The organism is Methylocystis bryophila (assembly GCF_027925445.1).
Lineage (GTDB): Bacteria > Pseudomonadota > Alphaproteobacteria > Rhizobiales > Beijerinckiaceae > Methylocystis > Methylocystis bryophila.
In genome coordinates this window covers 1023976-1044902 of sequence record NZ_AP027149.1, presented here as the reverse complement: position 1 = coordinate 1044902, position 20927 = coordinate 1023976, and the positions used below count along the sequence as shown (strand labels likewise).

At 63.1% G+C, this 20927-nt stretch carries 20 protein-coding genes and 2 tRNA genes; 12 read left to right on the top strand and 10 right to left on the bottom strand.

Annotation, left to right across the window (positions count from 1 at the left end; translation table 11 throughout):
- Nucleotides 1-104: 104 nt before the first annotated feature.
- The 4 genes from QMG80_RS04850 (at nt 105) to QMG80_RS04835 (ending at nt 3242) form a co-directional block, all read left to right on the top strand.
- Nucleotides 105-893: a M48 family metallopeptidase gene (locus tag QMG80_RS04850; protein WP_085771792.1), complete on the top strand. Its 789-nt coding sequence runs from the start codon at nt 105-107 to the stop codon at nt 891-893.
- Between the two features lie 83 nt (nt 894-976).
- Nucleotides 977-1264, top strand: a complete 288-nt coding sequence (gatC, locus tag QMG80_RS04845; RefSeq protein WP_085771791.1) for an Asp-tRNA(Asn)/Glu-tRNA(Gln) amidotransferase subunit GatC — start codon at nt 977-979, stop codon at nt 1262-1264.
- Nucleotides 1265-1413: 149 nt separating this feature from the next.
- Nucleotides 1414-2910 (top strand): Asp-tRNA(Asn)/Glu-tRNA(Gln) amidotransferase subunit GatA, encoded by a 1497-nt coding sequence (gene gatA / locus QMG80_RS04840; RefSeq protein WP_085771790.1) that lies wholly within the window; start codon nt 1414-1416, stop codon nt 2908-2910.
- Entirely contained in the window at nt 2907-3242 is a 336-nt protein-coding gene (locus tag QMG80_RS04835; protein WP_085771789.1) for a chorismate mutase, read from the top strand. Before gatA ends, QMG80_RS04835 begins: the two co-directional genes overlap by 4 nt.
- Nucleotides 3243-3377: 135 nt before the next feature.
- Here QMG80_RS04835 and QMG80_RS04830 read toward each other — a convergent pair whose 3' ends face one another.
- The 3 genes from QMG80_RS04830 to QMG80_RS04820 all read right to left on the bottom strand — a co-directional run bounded on the left by QMG80_RS04830 (nt 3378) and on the right by QMG80_RS04820 (nt 6690).
- Entirely contained in the window at nt 3378-5150 is a 1773-nt protein-coding gene (locus tag QMG80_RS04830; protein ID WP_158658727.1) for an outer membrane protein assembly factor BamB family protein, read from the bottom strand.
- A 63-nt stretch (nt 5151-5213) separates the two neighbouring features.
- The gene (locus tag QMG80_RS04825; RefSeq protein ID WP_085771787.1) at nt 5214-6326 is read right to left on the bottom strand and encodes a DUF3734 domain-containing protein; all 1113 of its coding nucleotides are present in this window, start codon (nt 6324-6326) and stop codon (nt 5214-5216) included.
- Between the two features lie 274 nt (nt 6327-6600).
- Nucleotides 6601-6690 (bottom strand) — tRNA-Ser (locus QMG80_RS04820).
- A gap of 184 nt (nt 6691-6874) precedes the next feature.
- On the opposite strand from QMG80_RS04820, the gene QMG80_RS04815 reads away from it, so the two are divergent.
- The 7 genes from QMG80_RS04815 (at nt 6875) to rfaE1 (ending at nt 14120) form a co-directional block, all read left to right on the top strand.
- Nucleotides 6875-7327 carry a MarR family winged helix-turn-helix transcriptional regulator gene (locus tag QMG80_RS04815; protein ID WP_085771786.1) on the top strand — a complete coding sequence of 151 codons (453 nt, stop codon included), beginning with the start codon at nt 6875-6877 and terminating at the stop codon, nt 7325-7327.
- Between the two features lie 57 nt (nt 7328-7384).
- Nucleotides 7385-7951 carry an isochorismatase family protein gene (locus QMG80_RS04810; RefSeq protein ID WP_085771785.1) on the top strand — a complete coding sequence of 189 codons (567 nt, stop codon included), beginning with the start codon at nt 7385-7387 and terminating at the stop codon, nt 7949-7951.
- A gap of 1 nt (nt 7952) precedes the next feature.
- Complete coding sequence (locus tag QMG80_RS04805; RefSeq protein WP_085771784.1) at nt 7953-8282, top strand: hypothetical protein; 330 nt, start codon at nt 7953-7955, stop codon at nt 8280-8282.
- Nucleotides 8279-9541, top strand: a complete 1263-nt coding sequence (locus QMG80_RS04800) for an MFS transporter (RefSeq protein ID WP_281926166.1) — start codon at nt 8279-8281, stop codon at nt 9539-9541. The genes QMG80_RS04805 and QMG80_RS04800 overlap by 4 nt, the downstream gene beginning before the upstream one ends.
- 208 nt (nt 9542-9749) lie before the next feature.
- Nucleotides 9750-11282: a hybrid sensor histidine kinase/response regulator gene (locus QMG80_RS04795; protein WP_085771783.1), complete on the top strand. Its 1533-nt coding sequence runs from the start codon at nt 9750-9752 to the stop codon at nt 11280-11282.
- A gap of 173 nt (nt 11283-11455) precedes the next feature.
- On the top strand, nt 11456-12643 hold the full coding sequence (locus QMG80_RS04790; protein ID WP_085771782.1) for an AGE family epimerase/isomerase: 1188 nt from the start codon (nt 11456-11458) through the stop codon (nt 12641-12643).
- A 28-nt stretch (nt 12644-12671) separates the two neighbouring features.
- Nucleotides 12672-14120 carry a D-glycero-beta-D-manno-heptose-7-phosphate kinase gene (rfaE1, locus tag QMG80_RS04785; RefSeq protein WP_085771781.1) on the top strand — a complete coding sequence of 483 codons (1449 nt, stop codon included), beginning with the start codon at nt 12672-12674 and terminating at the stop codon, nt 14118-14120.
- A gap of 59 nt (nt 14121-14179) precedes the next feature.
- On the opposite strand, the gene rfbA is transcribed toward rfaE1, so the two are convergent.
- The 5 genes from rfbA to QMG80_RS04760 form a co-directional block, all read right to left on the bottom strand.
- The gene (gene rfbA, locus QMG80_RS04780; protein WP_085771780.1) at nt 14180-15052 is read right to left on the bottom strand and encodes a glucose-1-phosphate thymidylyltransferase RfbA; all 873 of its coding nucleotides are present in this window, start codon (nt 15050-15052) and stop codon (nt 14180-14182) included.
- Between the two features lie 20 nt (nt 15053-15072).
- Entirely contained in the window at nt 15073-15954 is an 882-nt protein-coding gene (gene rfbD / locus QMG80_RS04775) for a dTDP-4-dehydrorhamnose reductase (protein WP_085771779.1), read from the bottom strand.
- A gap of 5 nt (nt 15955-15959) precedes the next feature.
- The gene (gene rfbC, locus QMG80_RS04770; protein WP_085771778.1) at nt 15960-16514 is read right to left on the bottom strand and encodes a dTDP-4-dehydrorhamnose 3,5-epimerase; all 555 of its coding nucleotides are present in this window, start codon (nt 16512-16514) and stop codon (nt 15960-15962) included.
- Nucleotides 16515-16664: 150 nt separating this feature from the next.
- On the bottom strand, nt 16665-17714 hold the full coding sequence (gene rfbB / locus QMG80_RS04765; RefSeq protein WP_085771777.1) for a dTDP-glucose 4,6-dehydratase: 1050 nt from the start codon (nt 17712-17714) through the stop codon (nt 16665-16667).
- Nucleotides 17715-18126: 412 nt separating this feature from the next.
- Nucleotides 18127-18211: transfer RNA gene (locus QMG80_RS04760), tRNA-Tyr, on the bottom strand.
- Between the two features lie 179 nt (nt 18212-18390).
- Between QMG80_RS04760 and ettA the strand changes: the two genes are divergently transcribed.
- The gene (gene ettA, locus QMG80_RS04755) at nt 18391-20043 is read left to right on the top strand and encodes an energy-dependent translational throttle protein EttA (protein ID WP_085773680.1); all 1653 of its coding nucleotides are present in this window, start codon (nt 18391-18393) and stop codon (nt 20041-20043) included.
- 158 nt (nt 20044-20201) lie between these two features.
- Here ettA and QMG80_RS04750 read toward each other — a convergent pair whose 3' ends face one another.
- Both QMG80_RS04750 and QMG80_RS04745 read right to left on the bottom strand, forming a co-directional pair.
- The gene (locus QMG80_RS04750; RefSeq protein WP_085771775.1) at nt 20202-20453 is read right to left on the bottom strand and encodes a toxin-antitoxin system HicB family antitoxin; all 252 of its coding nucleotides are present in this window, start codon (nt 20451-20453) and stop codon (nt 20202-20204) included.
- Nucleotides 20450-20872: a putative toxin-antitoxin system toxin component, PIN family gene (locus QMG80_RS04745; RefSeq protein ID WP_085771774.1), complete on the bottom strand. Its 423-nt coding sequence runs from the start codon at nt 20870-20872 to the stop codon at nt 20450-20452. Before QMG80_RS04745 ends, QMG80_RS04750 begins: the two co-directional genes overlap by 4 nt.
- Nucleotides 20873-20927 lie beyond the last annotated feature (55 nt).

Below are 20927 nucleotides of genomic sequence, written 5' to 3'. Positions count from 1 at the left end.
TGGGACGCGATTTCCTCTCGCTCGACCGTTCGAGCGAGAGGCGCGAGAGCGCCCGGCGCGAAAAACCGGCTTCCCCTTTTTCGCCGCGCGCTTTAGCATAGATCATGCTTCGATTCTTCCGCGCCGAGGGCGCGTCCGAATCAACTTCCTCGCAGCTCGTGCTCCGTCACGCGGGAGAGACAATCGTCGTTGCGCTGCGTCGCTCGCGCGCGGCCCGACGTTACACCCTGCGCGTTCGCTTCGCCGCCCGCGACGCCGTGCTCACAATGCCGCAGCGCGGGTCCCTGCGCGACGCGCGCGCCTTCGCCGAACGACACGCCGCCTGGATCGCCACGCGTCTGCGCAGGCTGCCCGAGGCGATCCCCTTCGCGCCGGGCGCGGTCGCGCCGCTCAGGGGCGTAGACCATGTGCTGACGCATCGGCCGCAAGCGCGCGGCGTGGTCTGGACCGAGCCGCTGGCCGCGTCCGAGACATTGCTCGAATCGAGCGACGGTCCGCAATTCGCGCTCTGCGTCACGGGCTCAGTCGAACACATGCACAGGCGCGTGTGCGATTTTCTCAAGCGCGAAGCAAGACACGACCTCGAGGCCGCCGTGGCCCGCCACAGCCAGACCCTCGGCCTCCCCGCGAGGAGCGTGGGCTTGCGTGATCCCGTAAGCCGCTGGGGCTCCTGTTCCGCCACGGGATCGCTGAACTTCTCGTGGCGTCTCATCATGGCCCCGCCCTTTGTGCTGGATTACCTTGCCGCTCACGAGGTCGCGCATCTCGTGCATCTCGACCACTCGCCACGTTTCTGGGCGCTGACCCGGTCTCTCTCGAGCGATGTCGACCATGCCGAGGCCTGGTTGACGCGCCAAGGGGCCCAATTGCACAAATTCGGCGCGAACGCTTAAGAGCCGCCCCATTCGTCCGCGCCGCATTGCGCCGTGAAAGGCGGCGATGCTATAGCGCCAGAAACCCCAGAGTGGAGCCCCTCATGACGGTCGACCCGGCGCTCGTCCATCGCATTGCGCATCTCGCCCGCATCAAGGTCGAGGAAGCCGAGGTCGAGCGGCTGGGCCGTGAGCTCTCGGCCATTCTCGCCTTCGTCGAGGAGCTGAGCTCCGTCGACGTCTCGGGAGTCGAGCCGCTGACTTCGGTGCTGCCGATGAAGATGAAAAAGCGTGCGGACGTCGTCAACGACGGCGGCAAGGCTTCGGACATTCTCGTCAACGCGCCGGAGCGCGAGGATCAATTCTTCGTCGTGCCCAAGGTCGTCGAATGACGGGCGGCGTTCTCGAACAAGTTCCGCTGAAGCGAGCGGACTCTTGCGATCAGAATTCGCTCGACCCTTTTCATCTGGCGCGATTTGTTGGTCCTCGAGCGATTGTGGTCGAGGGACAAGCGCGCTAGCGCCGCGATCGGAATAACTTCATGTCGGATCCCACGCATCTTTCCCTGAGTGAAGCGCGCGACGCCCTGCGCGCGAAGCGCCTTTCGGCGAGCGAGCTCGCGAAAGCCCATGTCGAAGCGATCGAGCGCGCCGATCTGCTCAACTGCTTCATCACCAAGACGCCGGAACTCGCGCTCGCGCAAGCTCAGGAGAGCGACGCGCGTTTGGCGAAGGGCGAGGCGCGCCCGCTCGAGGGCCTGCCGCTCGGGATCAAGGATCTTTATTGCACGCAGGGCGTGCGCACGACGGCGGCGAGCCGCATCCTCGACGATTTCACGCCGACCTATGAATCGACCGTCAGCGGCAATCTTCGGCGCGATGGCGCGCTGATGCTCGGCAAGCTCAATCTCGACGAATTCGCGATGGGCTCGTCGAATGAGACCAGCGCCTTTGGTCCCGTCGTCTCGCCCTGGCGTCGCAAAAAGAACGGCGTTTTCGACGATGCGAGAATGGTTCCCGGCGGGTCCTCGGGCGGGTCCTCGGCGGCGGTGGCCGCCAGGCTCTGCCTCGGCGCCACGGCGACCGACACGGGCGGCTCGATCCGCCAGCCGGCGGCCTTCACCGGCACGGTCGGCGTCAAGCCGACTTACGGCCGCTGCTCGCGCTGGGGCATCGTCGCCTTCGCCTCCTCGCTCGACCAAGCCGGCCCTATCGCGCGCAGTGTGCGCGACGCGGCGATCCTGCTCGGCTCCATGGCGGGCCACGATCCCAAGGACACGACGAGCGTCGATGCGCCCGTGCCGGACTACGAAGCGGCGATCGGCCTTTCGGTCAAAGGCCGCCGCATCGGCATTCCCAGGGAATATCGGCTGGACGGGCTCTCCGACGAAATCTCCGCGCTCTGGGACCAGGGCGCGCGCTGGCTCAAGGACGCCGGGGCCGAGATCGTCGAGATCTCGTTGCCGCATACGCGCTACGCCCTGCCGGCCTATTACATCATCGCGCCAGCCGAGGCCTCGTCCAATCTCGCGCGCTATGACGGCGTGCGCTACGGCCTGCGCGAGAAAGGCCGCGACGTGAACGAGATGTATGAGAACACGCGCGCCAAGGGCTTCGGCGCCGAAGTGCGCCGACGCGTGATGATCGGAACCTATGTGCTCTCGGCGGGCTATTACGACGCCTATTACGTGCGCGCGCAGAAAATTCGCACGTTGATCAAGCGCGACTTCGACCAGGCCTTCGAGGCGGGGGTCGACGCGGTGCTGACGCCGGCGACGCCCTCTCCGGCCTTCGCCTTTGGCGAGAAGGGCAAGGCCGACCCGGTCGAGATGTATCTCAACGACGTCTTCACGGTGACCGTGAATATGGCCGGGCTTCCCGGCCTCGCCCTGCCGGCGGGACTTTCCTCGAACGGCCTGCCGCTCGCGCTGCAGCTCATCGGCAAGCCTTTCGACGAGGAGAGCCTCTTTGCGCTGGCCTCGACAATGGAGCAGGCGGCGCCGAAGATCGAGCCGCCCGAGGCCTGGTGGGCTCGATGAAGAGACCATCCGGCGACGGCGCGCTTTCGCCGCAGGACGAGATGGCGGAGGTGCGGCGGCAAATCGACGCCCTCGACGATGAGATCGTCGCGCTTCTGGCCAGGCGCCAGCGTCAGATCGAGCGCGCCGCGCGCGTCAAGCCGCTGCTTGAACTTCCGGCGCGCGTCCCGGAGCGCATCGACGAGGTGCTGGCGCGGGTGCTCGAGGCGGCAAAGCGTGATGGGCTTTCCGGGGAGCTGTCGACCGAGCTCTGGACGCGCATCATCGAATGGTCGATCGGCTACGAGGAAAGGCTGATGGGCGGGGCCCGCTCCGCCAAGCCTCCAAAGTAGCGAGCGCGCTTCCTCCCGTCTTTCCCTGTTTTTCCGCCGCTTGGCCGCTTCGCGCTGATTTCCTATGCTCAGGTCATGAAGGAGATATAGGACCCGTCTTCGTTCGCGATCGCCCTACGCGCCGGCGGGCGGCCCTCAATGCTCAGCGAGGCCAAGCACCGAAACTTTGGCCGTAGTGATCTCGGTCGGCCACAGAACTTCCGTCAGTCCCGTCGCGGCGGCGACGCGCTGACCCTGCGGCGTGGCGAAAGTGATGACGCCGCCGCCCACCGCGCCGCCGATCTTCTCGCCCCAGAGCTTGCGGCCCGTGTCTGTATCGAGAGCATAAAGATTGCCGGCCATGTCGCCAAAGAAAACGACGCCGCCCGCGGTGGGCGTGACGCCGCTCTGCACGGGATAGTTGGTCTTGGCGCGCCATCGCCACTGGCCGCTGTCGGCGTCGACCGCATAGAGCCATCCCGCCCAGTCGAAGACGGGATCGGCGTGACCCCACATGTTGAAGGGATTCATGGAATCCTCCCCCGACCAGGGCGTGAATTTCGCGGAAGCTTCGAGTTTCTTTTCCGTTTCCAGCTTCACGGAGGTGCACCACTGCACCTCGCCGACGAGGATGAGATTGTTCTCAGGGTCGTAGGCCGGTCCGTTCCATTCGTTTCCGCCGACCGAGCCGGGGCAGAAGTGCACGCTCTTGCCAATCGAGAAGGGGGCGTCGGCGTTCTCGACCTTGGTCACGGGAAGCCGGTAGAGCTGCTCTCCCGTGTCGAGGTCGTAGCCGTAGAGATGTCCGTCCTTGGGCGCGACGACCATCAACCGCTTGCCGGAGGCGGAGGTGACGAGCACGGGCGCGCTGGAGACGTCCCAGTCGTGCCAATCCTTGGGCACGATTTTGAAATGCCTGCGATAGGCGCCGGTCTTCGCGTCGAGAACGACGACCGAGCCCGTGTAAAGATTGGCCCCGCCGCGCAGCATGGCGGCGAAATCCGGTCCGGGATTGCCGCCCGGCACATAAAGCAGCCCCTTCTCGCGATCGAGCGAGTAAGAGGTCCAGGTCGCGCCGCCCGAGATCGGCGAGCCTTTGCTCACGTCCCAAGTGGAGACGTCGAGCGGAGAGGCGCCGTCTGGGCCGCGGGTCTCATCGCCCGGCTGCTTGGGAACAAGATAGAATTCCCAGACGATGCGCCCGCTCGCCGCGTCGAGCGCATACATGCGGCCCTTCACGCCTTTGAAATCGCCGCCAGCGTTGCCGATGAAAACGAGGCCATTCCAGGCGATGGGGGCTGCGGGCGCGCTCTCGCTTCTCTTCGGGTCAGCGATCGCGGTCTGCCACAGCCGTTCGCCGCTCTTGAAATCATAGGCGAGCACGCGCCCGTCCTGCGTGCCTCGGAATACGCGCCCGTCGAGATAGGCGACGCCGCGATTGACCGCTTGCGGCGTCGCTGGCGCATAGCTCTCATGCTTGCGCCAGTTCTCGCGGCAGGTGATCGGGTCGATCGAAAACGTGTCGAATTCGGTTGCAAAGAGCAGCGCGCCATCCACCATGAGGAGGCCTGAGTTGAAGCCCGTGTGCTGGCCTGTGTCATAAGTGCAGAGCACTTTTATCCGGCCCGCGTTCTCGCGGTTGATCTCTTTCAGGGACGAGAAGCGATCGGAGGCGAGCGTCTTGTTGTAGCTCGGCCAGAGGCCGTCGTCCGGGGGAAGAGAGGGGGCGGCGGTCGATGTTTTCGCGCCGCTGAAATCCGGCGCGGTCTCGACTGTCAACTCGCCTTTGGGCGCGTTGAGATAGCGCACATAATTGATCCCCATGGCCGCGACCGGAACGAAGTCGTTCCAATTCGCGTAGATCGCGCCCGCGGCTGCGACGCCGGCGACGGCTGTGATCCCGAGAGCCCATTTCACCGCCTTCTTCATGGAAAACTCCTTTGGCCGTGACGATCTCGACTCCCGCATCGGGCGCCTGGAGAGATTTCGGCTCTATTCGTCTTTCGTCAAATCCAGCGTCACCACCTCTCCTGGGGCGCGTTTGCGATTGAGCCAATCGGGATGGTTGAGCGTCTTCTGCACGTCGAGCTTGCCGTCGCCCCAATTGCGCTCCATCGTGAAACGAGAGAATTCGTAATCCTTCGAGGCGCCTTCGCCCACCGCGCGTCGATGAATGAGATGCACGATGGTCGTCGAGTCCTCATGCGCGGCTTCGTTCAATATGCGCCAGTCCGGATCATCCTTTAGCGTCTCCGCCACCTTCGGGCCGAGGCGCGCGATGGCGCGACTGAGATTATGCAACCGGCACATCAGGTCGGTGTTCATGCGGGTGCGCGAGGAATAGCGAATGTCCTTCTCGCGCTGAGCGACCTCGAGCAAAGTCTCCGGCAGCTGGCCTCGCGCGCTGAAAAGGTCGAGTTGAAACACCAGCATGTCCCGTAGCGGCCGCTCGTAGTCGAGCACATATTGCAGCGGCGTGTTCGAGACGACGCCCCCGTCCCAGTAATAGTCTCCTTCGATCGCGATCATCGGCAGGCCCGGGGGCAGCGCGCCGCTGGCCATGACATGCTCGGGGCCGATCCGCTCGCGCGCCGTGTCGAAATAGCGGAAATTGCCGGTCTTCACATTGACCGCGCCGACGCTGTAGCGAACCGCCCCGGAGTTGAGGAGATCGAAATCGACAAGCGACAGCAGCGTCTGGCGCAAAGGCTCCGTGTCGTACACGCTCAACAGCTCTGGCGGATGAGGAAAGCCTGGCAGCGTCGGCGGCAGCCGCGGACGAAAGAATCCCGGCGCGCCGAAGGTCGCGGTGACGGCCGCGCTCGACTCGTCGAAAATCTTGACGATCCCCGCTTGGCCATTGAGCGGCGTCATCGTGACCACGCTCGAGGTCCGACGCCAGAACTCCGCCAGTCGCTCGACGCGGCGCTCCGGCGGATTGCCGCAAATGATCGCCCCGTTGATCGCGCCGATGGAAATCCCGGCCACCCAATCGATCTGCTGGCCCGCGGCGAGCAACGCCTCATAGGCGCCGGCTTGATATGAGCCCAGCGCGCCACCGCCCTGCAGCACGAGCGCTGAAAGCTCGACGCCGCTTCCGCTCATCTCTCCCCCTGCCCTTTCGCCCAGGTGAATACTTAGGCTCGGCGATCGCCGATTCCACCGCCAAGGGGAAATTGGGCCCTCCCGGTTTTGACGCGGAACGGCGCCCGCTTTGAAAAGGTGGGCGTTTCAATGACTTGGCGCCGCGGCGGGCTTGGAGAAACGGGACCAGAAGGCTTCGCGGCGGGGATCCGCAGCCGCGCCGGCTTGGATCGCCCGCGCGGACGAGCGTGCCGGCTTCAAGGTCGTCACCGCGTCATGGCGTGTAATCGGTAGTTGGCGGAGACGGTGGGATTCGAACCCACGATAGGGTTTCCCCTATAACGATTTAGCAAACCGTCGCCTTCAGCCTCTCGGCCACGTCTCCGCATCGCGCCGAACGGGCGCGGAAGGGCCTCTATGCCAAAGCGGCGCGGGCATTTCAAGATTGTATCCGGCCCCGATGGGTGAAGCTGGCCAAACTGGCTACGGCGCCCATCGCCAGAAGACCTAGCTACCCACATATATGAAGTTAAACTTTACAGTTTGCCTTTATTATGCAACGATGGGTTATGTCCACAGCTTCCCGTGACTCCGAGATCGCCCGCGCTTCCGCCCTTGCGACAGAAATCCGGGCCCTCGTTGGCAAGCTGAAGCGCCGTCTGCGGGAACAGGCCACTCCCGGCGACCTGACGCCGTCGCAGGTGTCGGTCCTGCTGCGGCTCGAACGCGAAGGACCCGCGACAACGTCGAGCCTCGCCCGGCTTGAAGGAATGCGCCCGCAATCGATGGGCGCGGTGATCGCTCCGCTCGAGGCGGCGGGCCTGGTGATCGCCGCCCCGGACCCGACGGACGGGCGCCAGACTCTTCTGTCGCTCACCGACGCTTGCCGAAAATGGATCGATGAAGGGCGTGCTGCGCGGCAGGACTGGCTGACCCGAAGGCTCCAGGCGCGGCTGTCGCCGCAGGAGCAGAACCAGCTGACGGAGGCCGTCGAACTGCTCAGGCGGCTTGTCGACGATTGAAAATTTCTCCGGGCTCACGCCCGAGCGAGCCATCCAGCATGCGAAAGGATACTCCCAATGGCGCTCACCACGCTCGACCCGAACACCGCCCTGATCATCGTCGATTTGCAGAAGGGGATCGTCGGCATGCCGGGCCTCCCGGCGATCCGCGATGTCGTGGAAAACGCCCGCACGCTGGCCGGGGTTTTCCGCGCCTGCGGGCTGCCGGTGGCGCTCGTCAACGTCGCCGGCGTCGCCCCGGGCCGGACGGAACAGCCGCTCCGCCAGACCGGCGCCTTTCCGGAAGGCTGGACCGACCTCATCCCTGAGATGGACCGGCAACCCGGCGATATCGTGGTGACGAAGCGGAGCTGGGGCGCCTTTGCCAATACTGACCTCGAAGTCCGGTTGAAAGCGCGCGGCGTCACCCAGGTGGTGATCGCCGGCGTCGCGACGGGAACGGGGGTCGAGGCGACCGCGCGCCAGGCCTACGAGCAGGGGTTCAACGTCACCCTCACCACCGACGCCATGACCGACATGCGGCCCGAGGCGCATGACTACAGCATCGGCAAGGTCTTCCCGCGCCTCGGCGAATCCGGCGCGACGCGGGAGATCATCGACCTCCTGCCGAAAAGGAACGCATGACATGCCGTGGCTTTCTCTCCTGTCCTACTTCTTCGGCGGCGTCTTCCTGGCGAACGCGATCCCCCATTTCGTCAGCGGCATGATGGGCAGGCCGTTCCAGAGCCCGTTCGCCAGGCCGCCGGGAGAAGGGCTATCGACGTCGACCGTCAATGTGCTCTGGGGCTTTCTCAATCTCGTCGTCGGCTATGTCCTTGTGTGCCGCGTCGGCGATTTCGGATTGAGAAACACGGCGGACGCGCTTGCGTGCGGGGCCGGCGCGCTCCTGATCGCGCTCTTTTCCGCCCGACATTTCGGTCGTTTCCACGGCGGCAATAGGCCCGAGCAGCCATGAAAGCCCCGTTTTCGGGCGTCTTCCGGTCCCTGCGCGGGTTCAATTATCGGCTCTGGGCAGGCGGCGCCTTCGTTTCCAATGTCGGCGCCTGGGTGCAACGGACGGCGCAGGACTGGCTGGTGTTTACTGAGCTGACTGATCACGACGCGTCCGCTATCGGCCTGGTGATGGCGCTGCAGTTCGCGCCGCAGTTCCTCCTCCTGCCCTGGACAGGCTCCGCAGCCGACCGCTTCAACCAGCGCAAGCTGCTGATCGCAACACAGGCGACGATGGGCGGCCTCTCGCTGGCGCTGGGGATCCTCACCGTCGCCGGGATCGTCCAGCTCTGGCACGTCTATGTCTTCGCCTTCCTGTTCGGCAGCGCGGCGGCGTTCGACGCCCCCGTGCGCCAGACCTTCGTCGCCGAACTGGTCGGGGACGAGGATCTCCACAATGCGGTCGCGCTCAACTCGACCTCGTTCAACGCCGCGCGGATGATCGGGCCGGGCGTATCGGGCGTGCTCATCGCCGCGATCGGCGCCGGCTGGGCCTTCCTGCTAAACGGCTTCTCCTTCGTCGCGGTACTGGTCTCTCTCGCCTTCCTGCGCGTTGCCGAGCTTTGTCCAAATGCCCGGGCGCCCCACGCCAAAGGTAGCTTCATCGAAGGGTTGCGCTTCGCCTGGGGACGGCCGGACCTCAAGGCCATTTTAGTGATGCTCTTCCTGATCGGGACCTTCGGCCTGAACTTCCCAATCTTCATCTCGACCATGGCGGTCGGCGTCTTCCACGCCGACGCCCGCAGTTATGGCCTGCTGTCGTCGATCATGGCGATCGGGACGGTCGCGGGCGCATTGTTGAGCGCCGGTCGCGCCGAGGCGCGGTTCGGCCTGCTGGTGACCGGCGCAGGCCTGTTCGGACTGGGCTGCACTTTCGCCGCGCTCGCGCCGAGCTACTGGGTGTTCGCGATCGCGCTCGTCGTCATCGGCGTTGCCGCCCTGACGTTCACGAACACGACGAACAGCCTGATGCAGCTTTCGACCGAGCCAGCGATGCGGGGACGGGTGATGGCGCTGCGCATCGGCATCGCGCTTGGGGGCACGCCGATCGGCGCCCCTATCATTGGATGGACGGCAGACAATTTCGGGCCGCGCTGGGCGCTAGGGGTGGGCGCCGCTTCGGGCTTCGCGGCCGCGCTCCTTGGGATCTATGCTGTGATGCGCGGGCTCGGTGGCCCCGGATCGTCTCGCAAGCCGGCTGGCGGCCCGCAGCTACACCTATAGTCCGGAATGTCCGGAGAACTTCGATGGATCGAACAGTCAAACGGAGCGTGCGGCGGTAGAAGGCTATAGCGTAGACATAGTGCTCATCTTCGTCGGGCGCTGTGGCGCACTGCCGAAGCCGCGGCCCTTTATCACCGCTAAGCTAGACAAAGCGCCGAAAAGGATGGAGTTTGAGGCGGTGAACGCGTCGTGGTGAGGTGCGCAAGCGATGGGCAACGAGACCACCAACGACGATAGAGACCTGTTTATCCAGTTGGTTGACCTCGCCTTTGAGCCCATCTTTGTATGGCACTTCAAGCGAGGAATTGTGAAATGGAACAAGGGTTGTGAACGTCTATACGGCTATGGACAGGTAGAGTCTGTCGGGCGCGTTAGCCATGAACTTTTGAAGACCCGTTTTCCAGTTCCTTTAAAGGAAATAGAGACGGAATTGCTCCAAAACAAAATGTGGTTTGGCGAGTTGTATCACACCGCAAAAGATGCACGTGAAATTATTGTTGAAAGCCGCATGGAGCTCTTTCAGATAGACGGAGACGCTGCAATTATTGAAGCAAATCGGGATATTACAGGGCGTAAGAAAGTAGAGAAAAAGCTCAGGGAAAGCGAAGATGCGCTGCGCACCGCCAACAAGCGTAAAGATCAATTCATTGCGGTGCTAGCGCATGAATTGAGAAATCCTCTGGCTCCAATCAGAACAGGATTAGACGTTCTCAAAAGAGAAGAACAAATTAGCACGCCCAGCAGCCGGGCTGTGATCGACATCATGGACCGCCAATTATCTCTTCTTGTGAGATTAGTTGACGATCTCCTAGAAATCTCGCGCATTACGCAAGGAAAATTAGAGTTTCGAAAGCAGCCCATCGAGCTATTAGATATCTTAGGGGCCGCGCTGGAAGCCTGCCAAGATCGCATTGGGAACAAAAATCTCTCTCTAACCACTAATTTCTCAGTGCCGACGTTGCCAGTGCTTGCGGACCCTACCCGGCTCACGCAAGCGCTCGCAAACATACTAGACAACGCGGTAAATTACACGCCGAGAAATGGCGCGGTCCGCGTGTCAGCATTTTCAGAGAACGGCTACGCCATGGTCGCGATAAGCGACAACGGCGCGGGAATTCCGAGAACCGCTCTCGCAGATATCTTTGACGTCTTCGTCCAAGTCGCCCCGCCTGGCGAGGCGAACACTGGGCTGGGGATAGGACTGGCCTTGGTTCGAGAAATCATAGAAGCGCATGGGGGCACGGTCACAGCGGACAGCGCCGGTCCCAACCAAGGAAGCACCTTTACGATTTCCATTCCATTAGCTCAAACAACGACGTCGCCTGCGATCACCGAACCATCAGCTCAGTCCAGCCTTTCCTCCTCTAAGCGGGTTCTCATCATTGATGATAACCGCGACGCGGCCGATTCCTTGGCGATGCTACTTAACTCGCTCGGCGCTTCCGTCTGTGTCGCTTACGATGGACGCGCCGGCCTTGCCGCCGCCGAGCAAACCTACCCAGACATAGCCTTGATAGACCTTGGCATGCCGGGCCTCAACGGTTTTGAGACCGCCCGCCTTTTTCGCGAAAGCCAAAAAGGTAGGACAATTTTCATCGCTGCGCTGACCGGTTGGGGCCAGGAAGGCGATCGCGCGAAGACCGCAGCAGCCGGGTTCGACGCTCACCTCACGAAACCTGTGTCCGTTGAAGCTCTCAAGGCACTGCTCGCCAGATCTACACAGGCTTTGCCTTGCTGTTGATCAGTCAGCGCTTTTTATACGCCCTTGGAGGAATTGCTTCCGCAGCGTCGGCGCGAGACGCTCCGCCGATCGCGGAGAGGTCGGCCAGGGTCAAAAAGTCCTTGCCTCAAGGCTCGCATCGGAATAGTGGCGGCGTAAGCTTCAGTTGCTCAAAATTCCTTCTGGCCCCACGGATGCAAGACGCAGCGCGAGTCGAGGTGGATCGGATCGATCATATTCAGGGATACCAGAAGAGGATTTGCGAAGAAATCCTGCCTTTCTGGGCCGAGGCCGGCTTCGACCGAGATGGTGGCGTCTTTCGTGAGCGTCTGGACTTTTCGGGACAGGACTGTCCGACCGTTCCGCGCCGCGCCATGGTTCAGGCGCGGCAAATCTATGTCTATAGCGCCGCCGACAAGGACGGGGTCTTCCGGAACGGCGCCGACCTCGCCGACCGCGCGATGCACAGTTTCCTGCGTCTCTATCTGGACGACAACGACCCCCGCGCGGGTTTCGCCTTTTCGATCGACGCGACGGGAAATCGCGTCTCGCAGGTCCGCGATTCCTACACGCACGCTTTCGCTCTGTTCTCTCTCGCGTCGCTTTATCAGCTGACGGGCGAAAAGCGGCTTTTGTCGGCGGCGGAATTGACGCTCCAATTTGTCGACCGCCATCTCGTCTGCAAAGATCATGGCGGATTGCTCGACCGCCAACCCTCGCCTGAAACGGTGAAGCGGCAGAATCCCCTCATGCATTTTCTGGAAGCCTGCCTTGCGCTGCACGAGGCCGCGCCGGACGGCCCCTATCTGGAGCGCGCGGAGAGCGTCGTTCGGCTGTTCGAGAGCCGCCTGCTCCAGTGGGGCATTGGCGCGCTGCCGGAGATTTTCGCCGCCGATTGGTCCTTCGATCCTGCCGTTGCAGCCTACTTCGAGCCCGGGCATCATTTCGAATGGATCTGGCTGCTCGACCGGTTTCGCCGGCTCGGGGGGCGTGCGGGCGCGCCGGCGGAGGAGCGACTCTGGGAGTTGGCCTTGGCCTGCGGCCTGGATGCGCGGGGACGATGCTACGATAGCGTCGGCCTTGATCGACGGCCGCTTGAGCGATCAACCCGGCTCTGGCCGCACACGGAAGGCGCGAAGGCGGGCGTCGCGCGCTTCGCTGCGGGTGAAGCGCAAGGGTTGAGCTTTTGCGAGCAGATGTTGCAGAGCTTGAACGAGTTGTTCCTCGCAGGCCCATTCGCCGGAGGCTGGATAGACCGCTTCGACGCCAATCTCGAGCCGAGCGTCGACCACGTGCCCGCGAGCAGCCTCTACCATCTTTATGGCGCCTTTCGCGAAGTCCATCGCTTCCGCGCCCGGCAGGCCCCGCAAGCTGTATTGTGACGGCCTTCGCCGCCGAGAGAGGAGTCCGATGCCCTATGAGCTCGTGAAGCGGCTGGCGGGCTGCAAGGTCGCCATCGTCGGCGACGTCATGCTGGACGCCTATCTGCACGGCGGGGTGACGCGCATCTCACCCGAGGCGCCGGTGCCGGTGATCAAGTGGAAATCCGAAAAGGCGGTCATCGGCGGCGCCGGCAACGTCGCGGCGAATATCGCGTCGCTCGGCGCCTCGGTCGCGCTGGTCGGACTCTCGGGAGACGACGCCGATCGCGATCAGCTACTCGCGCTCCTGCGCGCCGGCGGGATCGGCTCCGACGGCGTCATCGCGGACAAGAGCCGGAGGACGATCAAGAAAATCCGCGTCGTTGGCCACAACCAGCAGATGCTGCGCATTGATCACGAGGACGATCGGCCTCTCGGCGAGGAGATCGAGCGCCGCCTCATCGCGAGAGCGATCGAGGCGATCGACGGCGGCGACATCGTCGTCTTGTCCGATTACGCCAAGGGCGTGCTGAACGATCGCGTCATCGCGGCTTGCGTCGCGCGCGCGCGGCAGGCGGGCAAAATACTTCTCGTCGACCCGAAGCGCCGCGATCTGAGCGATTACCGCGGCGCCGCGATCCTCACGCCCAATCGCGCCGAGCTGACCCTGGCGACAGGAATGCCCTGCGAGACGGACGCGGAGGCGGAAGCCGCCGCGCGGCGCGTGTGCGAGGCGACAGGCGCCGAAGTTCTTCTGACCCGTTCCGAGAAGGGCATGTCCTTCTTCCCCGCGCAAGGCGAAGCGATCCATCTGCCGACGACGGCAAAGTCCGTTTTCGACGTGTCGGGCGCCGGCGATACGGTGGTGGCCTTGATCGCCGTCGGACTCGCCGCTGGCCTGCCGATGATCGAGGCGATGAAAATCGCCAACCACGCCGCCGGCGTTGTCGTGAGCCGGTTCGGCACAGCGACGCTGACCTCGGAGGAGCTGGCCGCGTCGATCGCGGCCTCGCACATGACGGAGGTCCAGGATGGGCGGCTCGTCGACACGGAGACGGCGATAGAGCTGCGCAGGCTTTGGGAGGCGCAAGGCTACTCGGTCGGATTCACCAACGGCTGCTTCGACCTGCTGCATCCGGGCCATGTCTCGCTCATCGCGCAGGCGAGCGCCGCCTGCGACCGGCTCATCGTCGCGCTCAACACCGATGCGTCGGTCAAGCGCCTCAAGGGCCCGACCCGCCCCGTGCAGAACGAGGTTGCGCGCGCGCAAGTGATCGGCGCCGTCAAGGGAGTCGATGTCGTCGTGCTCTTCGAGGAGGACACGCCTCAGCGGATCATCGAGCAGTTGCAGCCTGACGTTCTGGTCAAGGGCGCCGATTACCAGGAAGAGCAGATCGTCGGCGCCGACGTCGTCCGCGCGCGCGGCGGCAAGATCGTCCGCGCCAATCTCACCGAAGGTCAGTCCACGACGCGCATATTGCAGTCGGCGGCCCGATAGCCGTTGCTTGCGAAAGCCTCGATGAACTCGTCATCGGCGCAGGCGCCGTTAGCGATCCCTCATTGCGTTTCGCGCAGCACGCGGAGGAGATAAGCGCCGTAGTCGCTCTTTTGAAACTTCGCCGCCGCGGCGCGCAGAGAATCGGCGTCGATCCAGCCGTTCACGAAGGCGACTTCTTCGAGGCAGGCGATGCGTTGTCCCTGTCGTTGCTCGACGGCCCGCACATATTCCGCGGCTTCGAGCAAGGCCGACGGCGTGCCCGTGTCGAGCCAGGCAAAACCGCGCCCGAGCCGCACGACGTTGAGCTCGCCGCATTCGAGATAGACCTTGTTGAGATCGGTGATCTCAAGCTCACCGCGCGCCGAAGGCCGCAGGCTCGCGGCAAACTGAGGCGCGCGCTCATCGTAGAAATAGAGTCCGGTGACGGCCCAGTCTGACTTGGGTTGCTTCGGCTTTTCCTCGAGCGACACCGCCTTGCCGCGCGCGTCGAATTCGACGACGCCATAGCGTTCAGGATCGCGCACGTGATAAGCGAAGACCGATGCGCCGCGACTCCGCACGCCCGCATCGCTCAGCAAGTCGACGAGGCCGTGGCCGTAGAAGATATTGTCGCCGAGCACCAGCGCGGACGAGCGCCCTTCGACGAATTCCGCGCCGATGATATAGGCCTGAGCCAGCCCCTCTGGCCGCGGCTGCTCAGCGTAGGAGATGGAGACTCCCCATTGCGCGCCGGTTCCCAGCAAGCGTTTGAAGGACGGCAAATCGTCGGGCGTTGAAATGAGGAGAATCTCTCGAATGCCCGCGAGCATGAGGACGCTCAGCGGGTAATAAACCATCGGCTTGTCGTAGACGGGCAGAAGCTGCTTCGACGCTGCAACGGTCATGGGATGCAACCGGGTCCCGCTTCCTCCCGCCAGCACGATGCCCCGCATGTGATTCTCCAATTTTCCGGTTACGTCGAAGAGAGAAGGCGTTCGACGCAAGCGTCGAGCGATTGTCGCCAGTGCGGGAGCGCGACGCCATACAGACGCGCGAGCTTGCCGCAATCGAGGCGCGAATTCGCCGGCCGTTTCGCCGGCGTGGGGTAGTCCGCTGTCGTAATGCGCTTGACGCGCACCGCTTTGCGGCCGCAACGCTGGGCGGCGGCGAAAATCGCTTCAGCGAAGTCGGCCCAGCTTGCCTCGCCAGCGCCGGTCATGTGGAAGACGCCGCGCAGCTCCGGCGTCGGATCGTCGCGGAGGCGAGCGGCGATCGCCAGCACCCCGTCGGCGATGTCGAGCGCGGCGGTCGGGTTGCCAAGCTGATCGGCGACGACTCCGACCTCGTCGCGGGATGCGCCAAGTCGCAGCATGGTGCGCACGAAATTCGCGCCGAAAGGACTATAAATCCACGCCGTGCGCAAGATGACCGCATTGGGCTGCGCCTGCTGCACGCGCGCCTCGCCCTCCAACTTCGAGCGGCCATAGGCGCCGGTCGGACCGGTCGCGTCACTCTCGAGATAGGGCCTCGTGAGAGCGCCGTCGAAGACGTAATCCGTGGAGAGCTGAATGAGCGGCGTATTCAGCGTCGCCGCGGCCGCCGCGACAAAACCCGCGCCCGCCGCGTTGACGCGCATCGCCTTTTCCGGCTCCTGCTCAGCCTTATCGACGGCGGTATAGGCGGCGGCGTTGACGATGACGTCGCCCTTGGCGCTCTCGAGCGCGGCCAAAACGCTCTTTTCGTCCTCGAGGTCGAGATCGGGCCGGCCGAGCGCGATGACTTCCGCCCGCTCCGCGGCGCGTTCGAGCAGCGAGGTCACGACCTGGCCTTGGCGTCCTGTGACGACGACGCGCATCTCGCTCACTCGAACATGTCGACCAGATCGCGCAGACGAGGCCAGCTGCGATCGCGCGCATTCGCTTGAACGTCAGAGATCGGGAAAGGCCATTCTATGCCGAGGTCCGGATCGTCGAAGGCGAGGCCTCTGTCGTTTTGCGGCGAATAGTAATTGGTGACCTTGTAAAAGACCTCTGTGTTCGGCTCCAGCGTGCAAAAGCCGTGGGCGAATCCAATCGGCACGAGCAATTGCCGCCAATTGTCAGAGGAGAGCTCCAGCGCCACATGCTTTCCAAAAGTCTTCGATGAACGGCGAATATCGACGGCGACGTCCAATATTCTTCCACGCAAGACGCGTATGAGCTTGTCCTGCGCGAAAGGCGCGCTCTGGAAGTGAAGGCCGCGGATCACGCCGATCGCGGCCGAGAGCGAGTGATTGTCCTGCACGAAACGAAAGGGCAGTCCGGCTGCATCCCACTTCGACTGCGTGTAGGTCTCGGAAAAAAATCCGCGCTCGTCGCCAAATTTCTTCGGCGTGATGATTTTGACCCCGTCTAGCGCTGTATCCTCAACGATCATGGAACCTGCCGATTTCAGTTGCGAGAGGATCGCTCTCTAGAGCATGTCCCGGAAAAGTGCGAAGCGGTTTTCCGGTCAGGACATGCTCCACCCTTTTGTTTTAGCGCGATTCCTTATCGCTCGAACGATTCCGTTCGGGCGGGAAGCGCGCTAAGTGATTTGGCCCAGGCGCTCGCCGCGGTACTTGCCGGAGCGTATCGCGCCCCACCAGGCGGGATTGTCGATGTACCACTGCACCGTCTTGCGCAGACCGGACTCGAAGGTCTCCTGCGCGCGCCAGCCCAACTCACGCTCGATCTTGGAGCAATCTATCGCATAGCGGAGATCATGGCCGGGCCGATCGGTGACAAAGGTGATGAGCTCCCGCCGAGAAACCGCGGACGGAAGGATTTCATCCAAAATATCGCAGATCGTCGTGACGACGTCGATGTTGCGCCGCTCGCTTCGGCCTCCGACATTATATGTTTCGCCGACGACGCCTTGGCGGAGCGCAAGGATCAGCGCGGCCGCATGGTCCTCGACGAAGAGCCAATCCCGCACGTTCTCGCCGCGCCCATAAACGGGCAGGGGCTTTCCCTCCAGCGCGTTAAGGATCGTCAGGGGAATGAGCTTCTCTGGAAAGTGATAGGGGCCGTAATTGTTCGAGCAGTTGGTGGTGATTGTCGGAAGGCCATAGGTCTCGCGCCAGGCTCGCACGAGATGGTCGGACCCGGCTTTCGACGCCGAATAGGGCGAGTTCGGCGCGTAAGGCGTATCTTCCCGAAAAAGCCCGTCAGGCCCTAAGGCGCCGAACACTTCGTCGGTCGAGATATGGTGGAATCGAAAACGTCTTGCTTTTTCGGCGTCCAAGCCGCGCCAATGGGCGAGGGCCGCTTCGAGCATGGTGAAGGTGCCGATGACGTTCGTCTCGATGAAGGCCGCAGGACCGTCGATCGAGCGATCCACATGGCTTTCCGCCGCAAGATGCATGACGGCGTCGGGCTCGAATTCGGAGAAGACGCCGTCGATGGCCTCGCGGTCGCAGATGTCGGCGCGCCGAAAGGCGTAGCGTGGACTCTCGGCGACGGGCGCGAGCGAGTCGAGATTGCCCGCATAGGTGAGCTTATCGACAACGCAGACCTCGTCGTCCGTCTGCTGGATTATGCGGCGGGTGACGGCGGAGCCGATGAACCCGGCGCCGCCGGTGATCAGAATGCGCATGTGTCCATTCTAAAAGGTTCGAGTGGACCCCACCGCTCGAGACGAGGGAGGCGTCTCAAGCGGCTCCATGAGATCCTCATGACGACAGATCCTCAAGACGACCCGCCGTGAAGATCGCCTCGACGATGATATGGACGTTTCGGCTATTCTACGAATGCGCCATCGATTTGACGCCTTTCTTGTGATCAATCGGCAATTAGAGTCAATTCGTTTTATCAAAATCCGCTCGGGCCGCGCCCAAACTGTCTTGCGAGCCGATCGTCAACGTCGGCCGCCTCCCGAACGCCTGCTAAACTATGGCCCTGGCTCGGCTTTGTCGCATGGGCCGCTCGCGGACGAACGACCGGGCGCGGCTCCGCCTCCCGATTTCCGAATCTAAAAGGGACAAGCGCGCCAAAATCCGGGAGCCGGATGGTGGGGGAAGTAGGACTCGAACCTACGAAGGCTTAGCCAGCGGATTTACAGTCCGCCCCCTTTGCCGCTCGGGACATTCCCCCAAGGACCGCGCGAGCGGGCCATGAAGCGCGGCTTATGGAGAATGAGCCCCGGTGCTGTCAAGCCGGCCGAAAAGCCGAGCTCTGCAAGCCCGCGCCAAGCGGCGAATTCCCTTCCCCTGGCGCGAGGAAAGGCGCTAAAGAGCCGCCAAGATTCTCTCAACGGCGGGACCCACAATCTCATGGCGCGTCAGTTCATCTATCACATGCAAGGCCTCGCCAAGACCTGGCCCGGCGGCAAAAAGGTTTTGGACAACATCAATCTCTCCTTCTACCCGGACGCCAAGATCGGCGTGCTCGGCATCAACGGCTCGGGCAAATCGACGCTTCTGCGCATCATGGCGGGGATCGACAAGGAGTTCGTCGGCGAGGGATTCGTCGCCGAGGGCGCGCGCGTCGGCTATCTGGCGCAGGAGCCGCAGCTCGACCCGGAGCTCGACGTGCGCGGCAACGTCATGCTGGGCGTCAAGGAGAAGAAGGATCTCCTCGACCGCTACAACGAACTGGCCATGAACTATTCCGACGAGACCGCCGACGAGATGACGCGGTTGCAGGACGAGATCGAAGCCAAGAACCTCTGGGACCTCGACAGCCAGGTCGATCAGGCGATGGAGGCGCTCGGCTGCCCGCCGGACGACGCCGACGTGACCAAGCTCTCGGGCGGCGAGCGGCGCCGCGTCGCGCTCTGCCGGCTGCTCCTGGAGCAGCCCGATCTCCTGCTTCTCGACGAACCGACGAACCATCTCGACGCCGAGACGGTCAACTGGCTCGAAGGCCATTTGCGCAACTATCCGGGCGCGATCCTGATCGTCACCCACGATCGCTACTTTCTCGACAATGTCACGGGTTGGATTCTCGAGCTCGATCGCGGCAAGGGCATTCCCTATGAGGGCAATTACACGAGCTGGCTGAAGCAGAAGCAGAAGCGGCTCATGCAGGAGGCCTCCGAAGACAAGGCCCGCCAGCGCGCGCTGGAGGCCGAGTCCGAGTGGATCGCGGCCTCGCCCAAGGCGCGCCAGGCCAAGAATAAGGCGCGCATCCAGCGCTATGAGGAGCTCGTTCAAAAGTCGAGCGAGAAGGCGCCGACCAGCGCGCAGATCATCATTCCGATCGCCGAACGGCTCGGCGGCAATGTCATCGACTTCGAGCATCTGTCGAAGGGCTATGGCGACGCGCTGCTCATCGACGATCTCTCCTTCAAGCTGCCGCCGGGCGGCATCGTCGGCGTGATCGGCCCGAACGGCGCCGGCAAGACGACGCTGTTTCGCATGATCACCGGCCAGGAGAAGCCCGACAAGGGCTCGATCACGGTGGGCGAGAGCGTGCATCTCGGCTACATTGATCAGTCCCGCGACTCGCTCGATGGAAAGAAAACCGTCTGGGAGGAAATCTCCGGCGGCAATGAGGTCATCTATCTGGGCAAGCGCGAGATCAACTCGCGCGCCTATTGCTCGAACTTCAACTTCAAGGGCGGCGATCAGCAGAAGAAGGTCGGGAGCCTGTCGGGCGGCGAGCGCAACCGCGTGCATCTCGCCAAGATGCTGAAGAGCGGCGCCAATGTGCTGCTACTCGACGAGCCGACGAACGACCTCGACGTCGAAACCCTGCGCGCGCTGGAGGAAGCGCTCGTCGATTTCGCCGGCTGCGCCGTGGTGATCTCGCACGACCGCTTCTTCCTCGACCGCATCGCCACGCATATGCTGGCCTATGAGGGCGACTCGCATGTGGAGTGGTTTGAAGGAAACTTCGCGGATTACGAGGAGGACAAGAAGCGGCGCCTGGGGATGGATTCCGTGATCCCGCATCGGCTGAAGTATAAGAAGTTCAGCCGATAACCGTCGGTTCGGGGCGTTGGCAGTTCTACGCTAACGCCCTCAGATCACTATAGAAGCTTTTTCGTGCTCGAAAACAGCTTCGTCTGGGCCGCCATTCCAAGCCATTTTATGATTATGGCCTCACCACTCTTTGCCTTAATGCAACTCAGAATGGCAATTTAGACCACCTCGTCTCCTGCCTGCGGAGCCTCCCCGCCGGACCGACCCATGATCCGGTCGAACGCCGTCCAATCGGTTTTGCCCTTTTTCTCCAGGAAGAAGCTCGCCGCGCGCATCGCCGAAACCTTTTCGGCGACCGCGCTCGCGACGAAGTTGTTCAACGTCGTCCCGCATTCCTCCGCGATCTTTTCTGCCTCGGCCTTGATCGAGGCGGGCAGCAGCAGCTCATGCGTGGACATTTCCGTTTTCATTTTTTCAGCCTTGCCAGAAGGTCTCCAGGCGTCATGACATCGATCCCAAACCACGTTTTCACCGGGCCGAAGTCTCGAACGTTGAAGGTCACGATCGCTTCGGCTCGTCCGTTCACTGCCGCTTCGACGACGAACTCGTCATCGGGATCTTTGAGTCCAGCACGCCAAAGGAACCAGATTTCGACCGGCTCCACAAGATCAACAATCGCGTTCAGAAATTCCTGCATGTCGTTCTTTGACAGCCCCGCGGCCAGCCGATGCTCCTCGCGTCCACAGATGGCCTCATATTCGATGACAAGGGGGACGCTGGCCAGGAGCTGAAACTGGCTCCGCCGCGCGCGTCGTAGCAACTCCGCCGACGCCCCGGCTGGGCTTCGCAGCCCAGCAACGACGACGCTCGTGTCGAGAACCAGCCTCACAACATTCCTTCACTGCGCAATTTCCGCTCAAGCCCTTGGAGCCGGAGCTGGGCGT

What these genes read in the sequence shown, in the direction of transcription:
- QMG80_RS04850 (WP_085771792.1), top strand. Translation starts at nt 105, where the DNA reads ATGCTTCGATTCTTCCGCGCCGAGGGCGCGTCCGAATCAACTTCCTCG.
- gatC (WP_085771791.1), top strand. Translation starts at nt 977, where the DNA reads ATGACGGTCGACCCGGCGCTCGTCCATCGCATTGCGCATCTCGCCCGC.
- gatA (WP_085771790.1), top strand. Translation starts at nt 1,414, where the DNA reads ATGTCGGATCCCACGCATCTTTCCCTGAGTGAAGCGCGCGACGCCCTG.
- QMG80_RS04835 (WP_085771789.1), top strand. Translation starts at nt 2,907, where the DNA reads ATGAAGAGACCATCCGGCGACGGCGCGCTTTCGCCGCAGGACGAGATG.
- QMG80_RS04830 (WP_158658727.1), bottom strand. Translation starts at nt 5,150, where the DNA reads ATGAAGAAGGCGGTGAAATGGGCTCTCGGGATCACAGCCGTCGCCGGC.
- QMG80_RS04825 (WP_085771787.1), bottom strand. Translation starts at nt 6,326, where the DNA reads ATGAGCGGAAGCGGCGTCGAGCTTTCAGCGCTCGTGCTGCAGGGCGGT.
- QMG80_RS04815 (WP_085771786.1), top strand. Translation starts at nt 6,875, where the DNA reads ATGTCCACAGCTTCCCGTGACTCCGAGATCGCCCGCGCTTCCGCCCTT.
- QMG80_RS04810 (WP_085771785.1), top strand. Translation starts at nt 7,385, where the DNA reads ATGGCGCTCACCACGCTCGACCCGAACACCGCCCTGATCATCGTCGAT.
- QMG80_RS04805 (WP_085771784.1), top strand. Translation starts at nt 7,953, where the DNA reads ATGCCGTGGCTTTCTCTCCTGTCCTACTTCTTCGGCGGCGTCTTCCTG.
- QMG80_RS04800 (WP_281926166.1), top strand. Translation starts at nt 8,279, where the DNA reads ATGAAAGCCCCGTTTTCGGGCGTCTTCCGGTCCCTGCGCGGGTTCAAT.
- QMG80_RS04795 (WP_085771783.1), top strand. Translation starts at nt 9,750, where the DNA reads ATGGGCAACGAGACCACCAACGACGATAGAGACCTGTTTATCCAGTTG.
- QMG80_RS04790 (WP_085771782.1), top strand. Translation starts at nt 11,456, where the DNA reads ATGCAAGACGCAGCGCGAGTCGAGGTGGATCGGATCGATCATATTCAG.
- rfaE1 (WP_085771781.1), top strand. Translation starts at nt 12,672, where the DNA reads ATGCCCTATGAGCTCGTGAAGCGGCTGGCGGGCTGCAAGGTCGCCATC.
- rfbA (WP_085771780.1), bottom strand. Translation starts at nt 15,052, where the DNA reads ATGCGGGGCATCGTGCTGGCGGGAGGAAGCGGGACCCGGTTGCATCCC.
- rfbD (WP_085771779.1), bottom strand. Translation starts at nt 15,954, where the DNA reads ATGCGCGTCGTCGTCACAGGACGCCAAGGCCAGGTCGTGACCTCGCTG.
- rfbC (WP_085771778.1), bottom strand. Translation starts at nt 16,514, where the DNA reads ATGATCGTTGAGGATACAGCGCTAGACGGGGTCAAAATCATCACGCCG.
- rfbB (WP_085771777.1), bottom strand. Translation starts at nt 17,714, where the DNA reads ATGCGCATTCTGATCACCGGCGGCGCCGGGTTCATCGGCTCCGCCGTC.
- ettA (WP_085773680.1), top strand. Translation starts at nt 18,391, where the DNA reads ATGGCGCGTCAGTTCATCTATCACATGCAAGGCCTCGCCAAGACCTGG.
- QMG80_RS04750 (WP_085771775.1), bottom strand. Translation starts at nt 20,453, where the DNA reads ATGAAAACGGAAATGTCCACGCATGAGCTGCTGCTGCCCGCCTCGATC.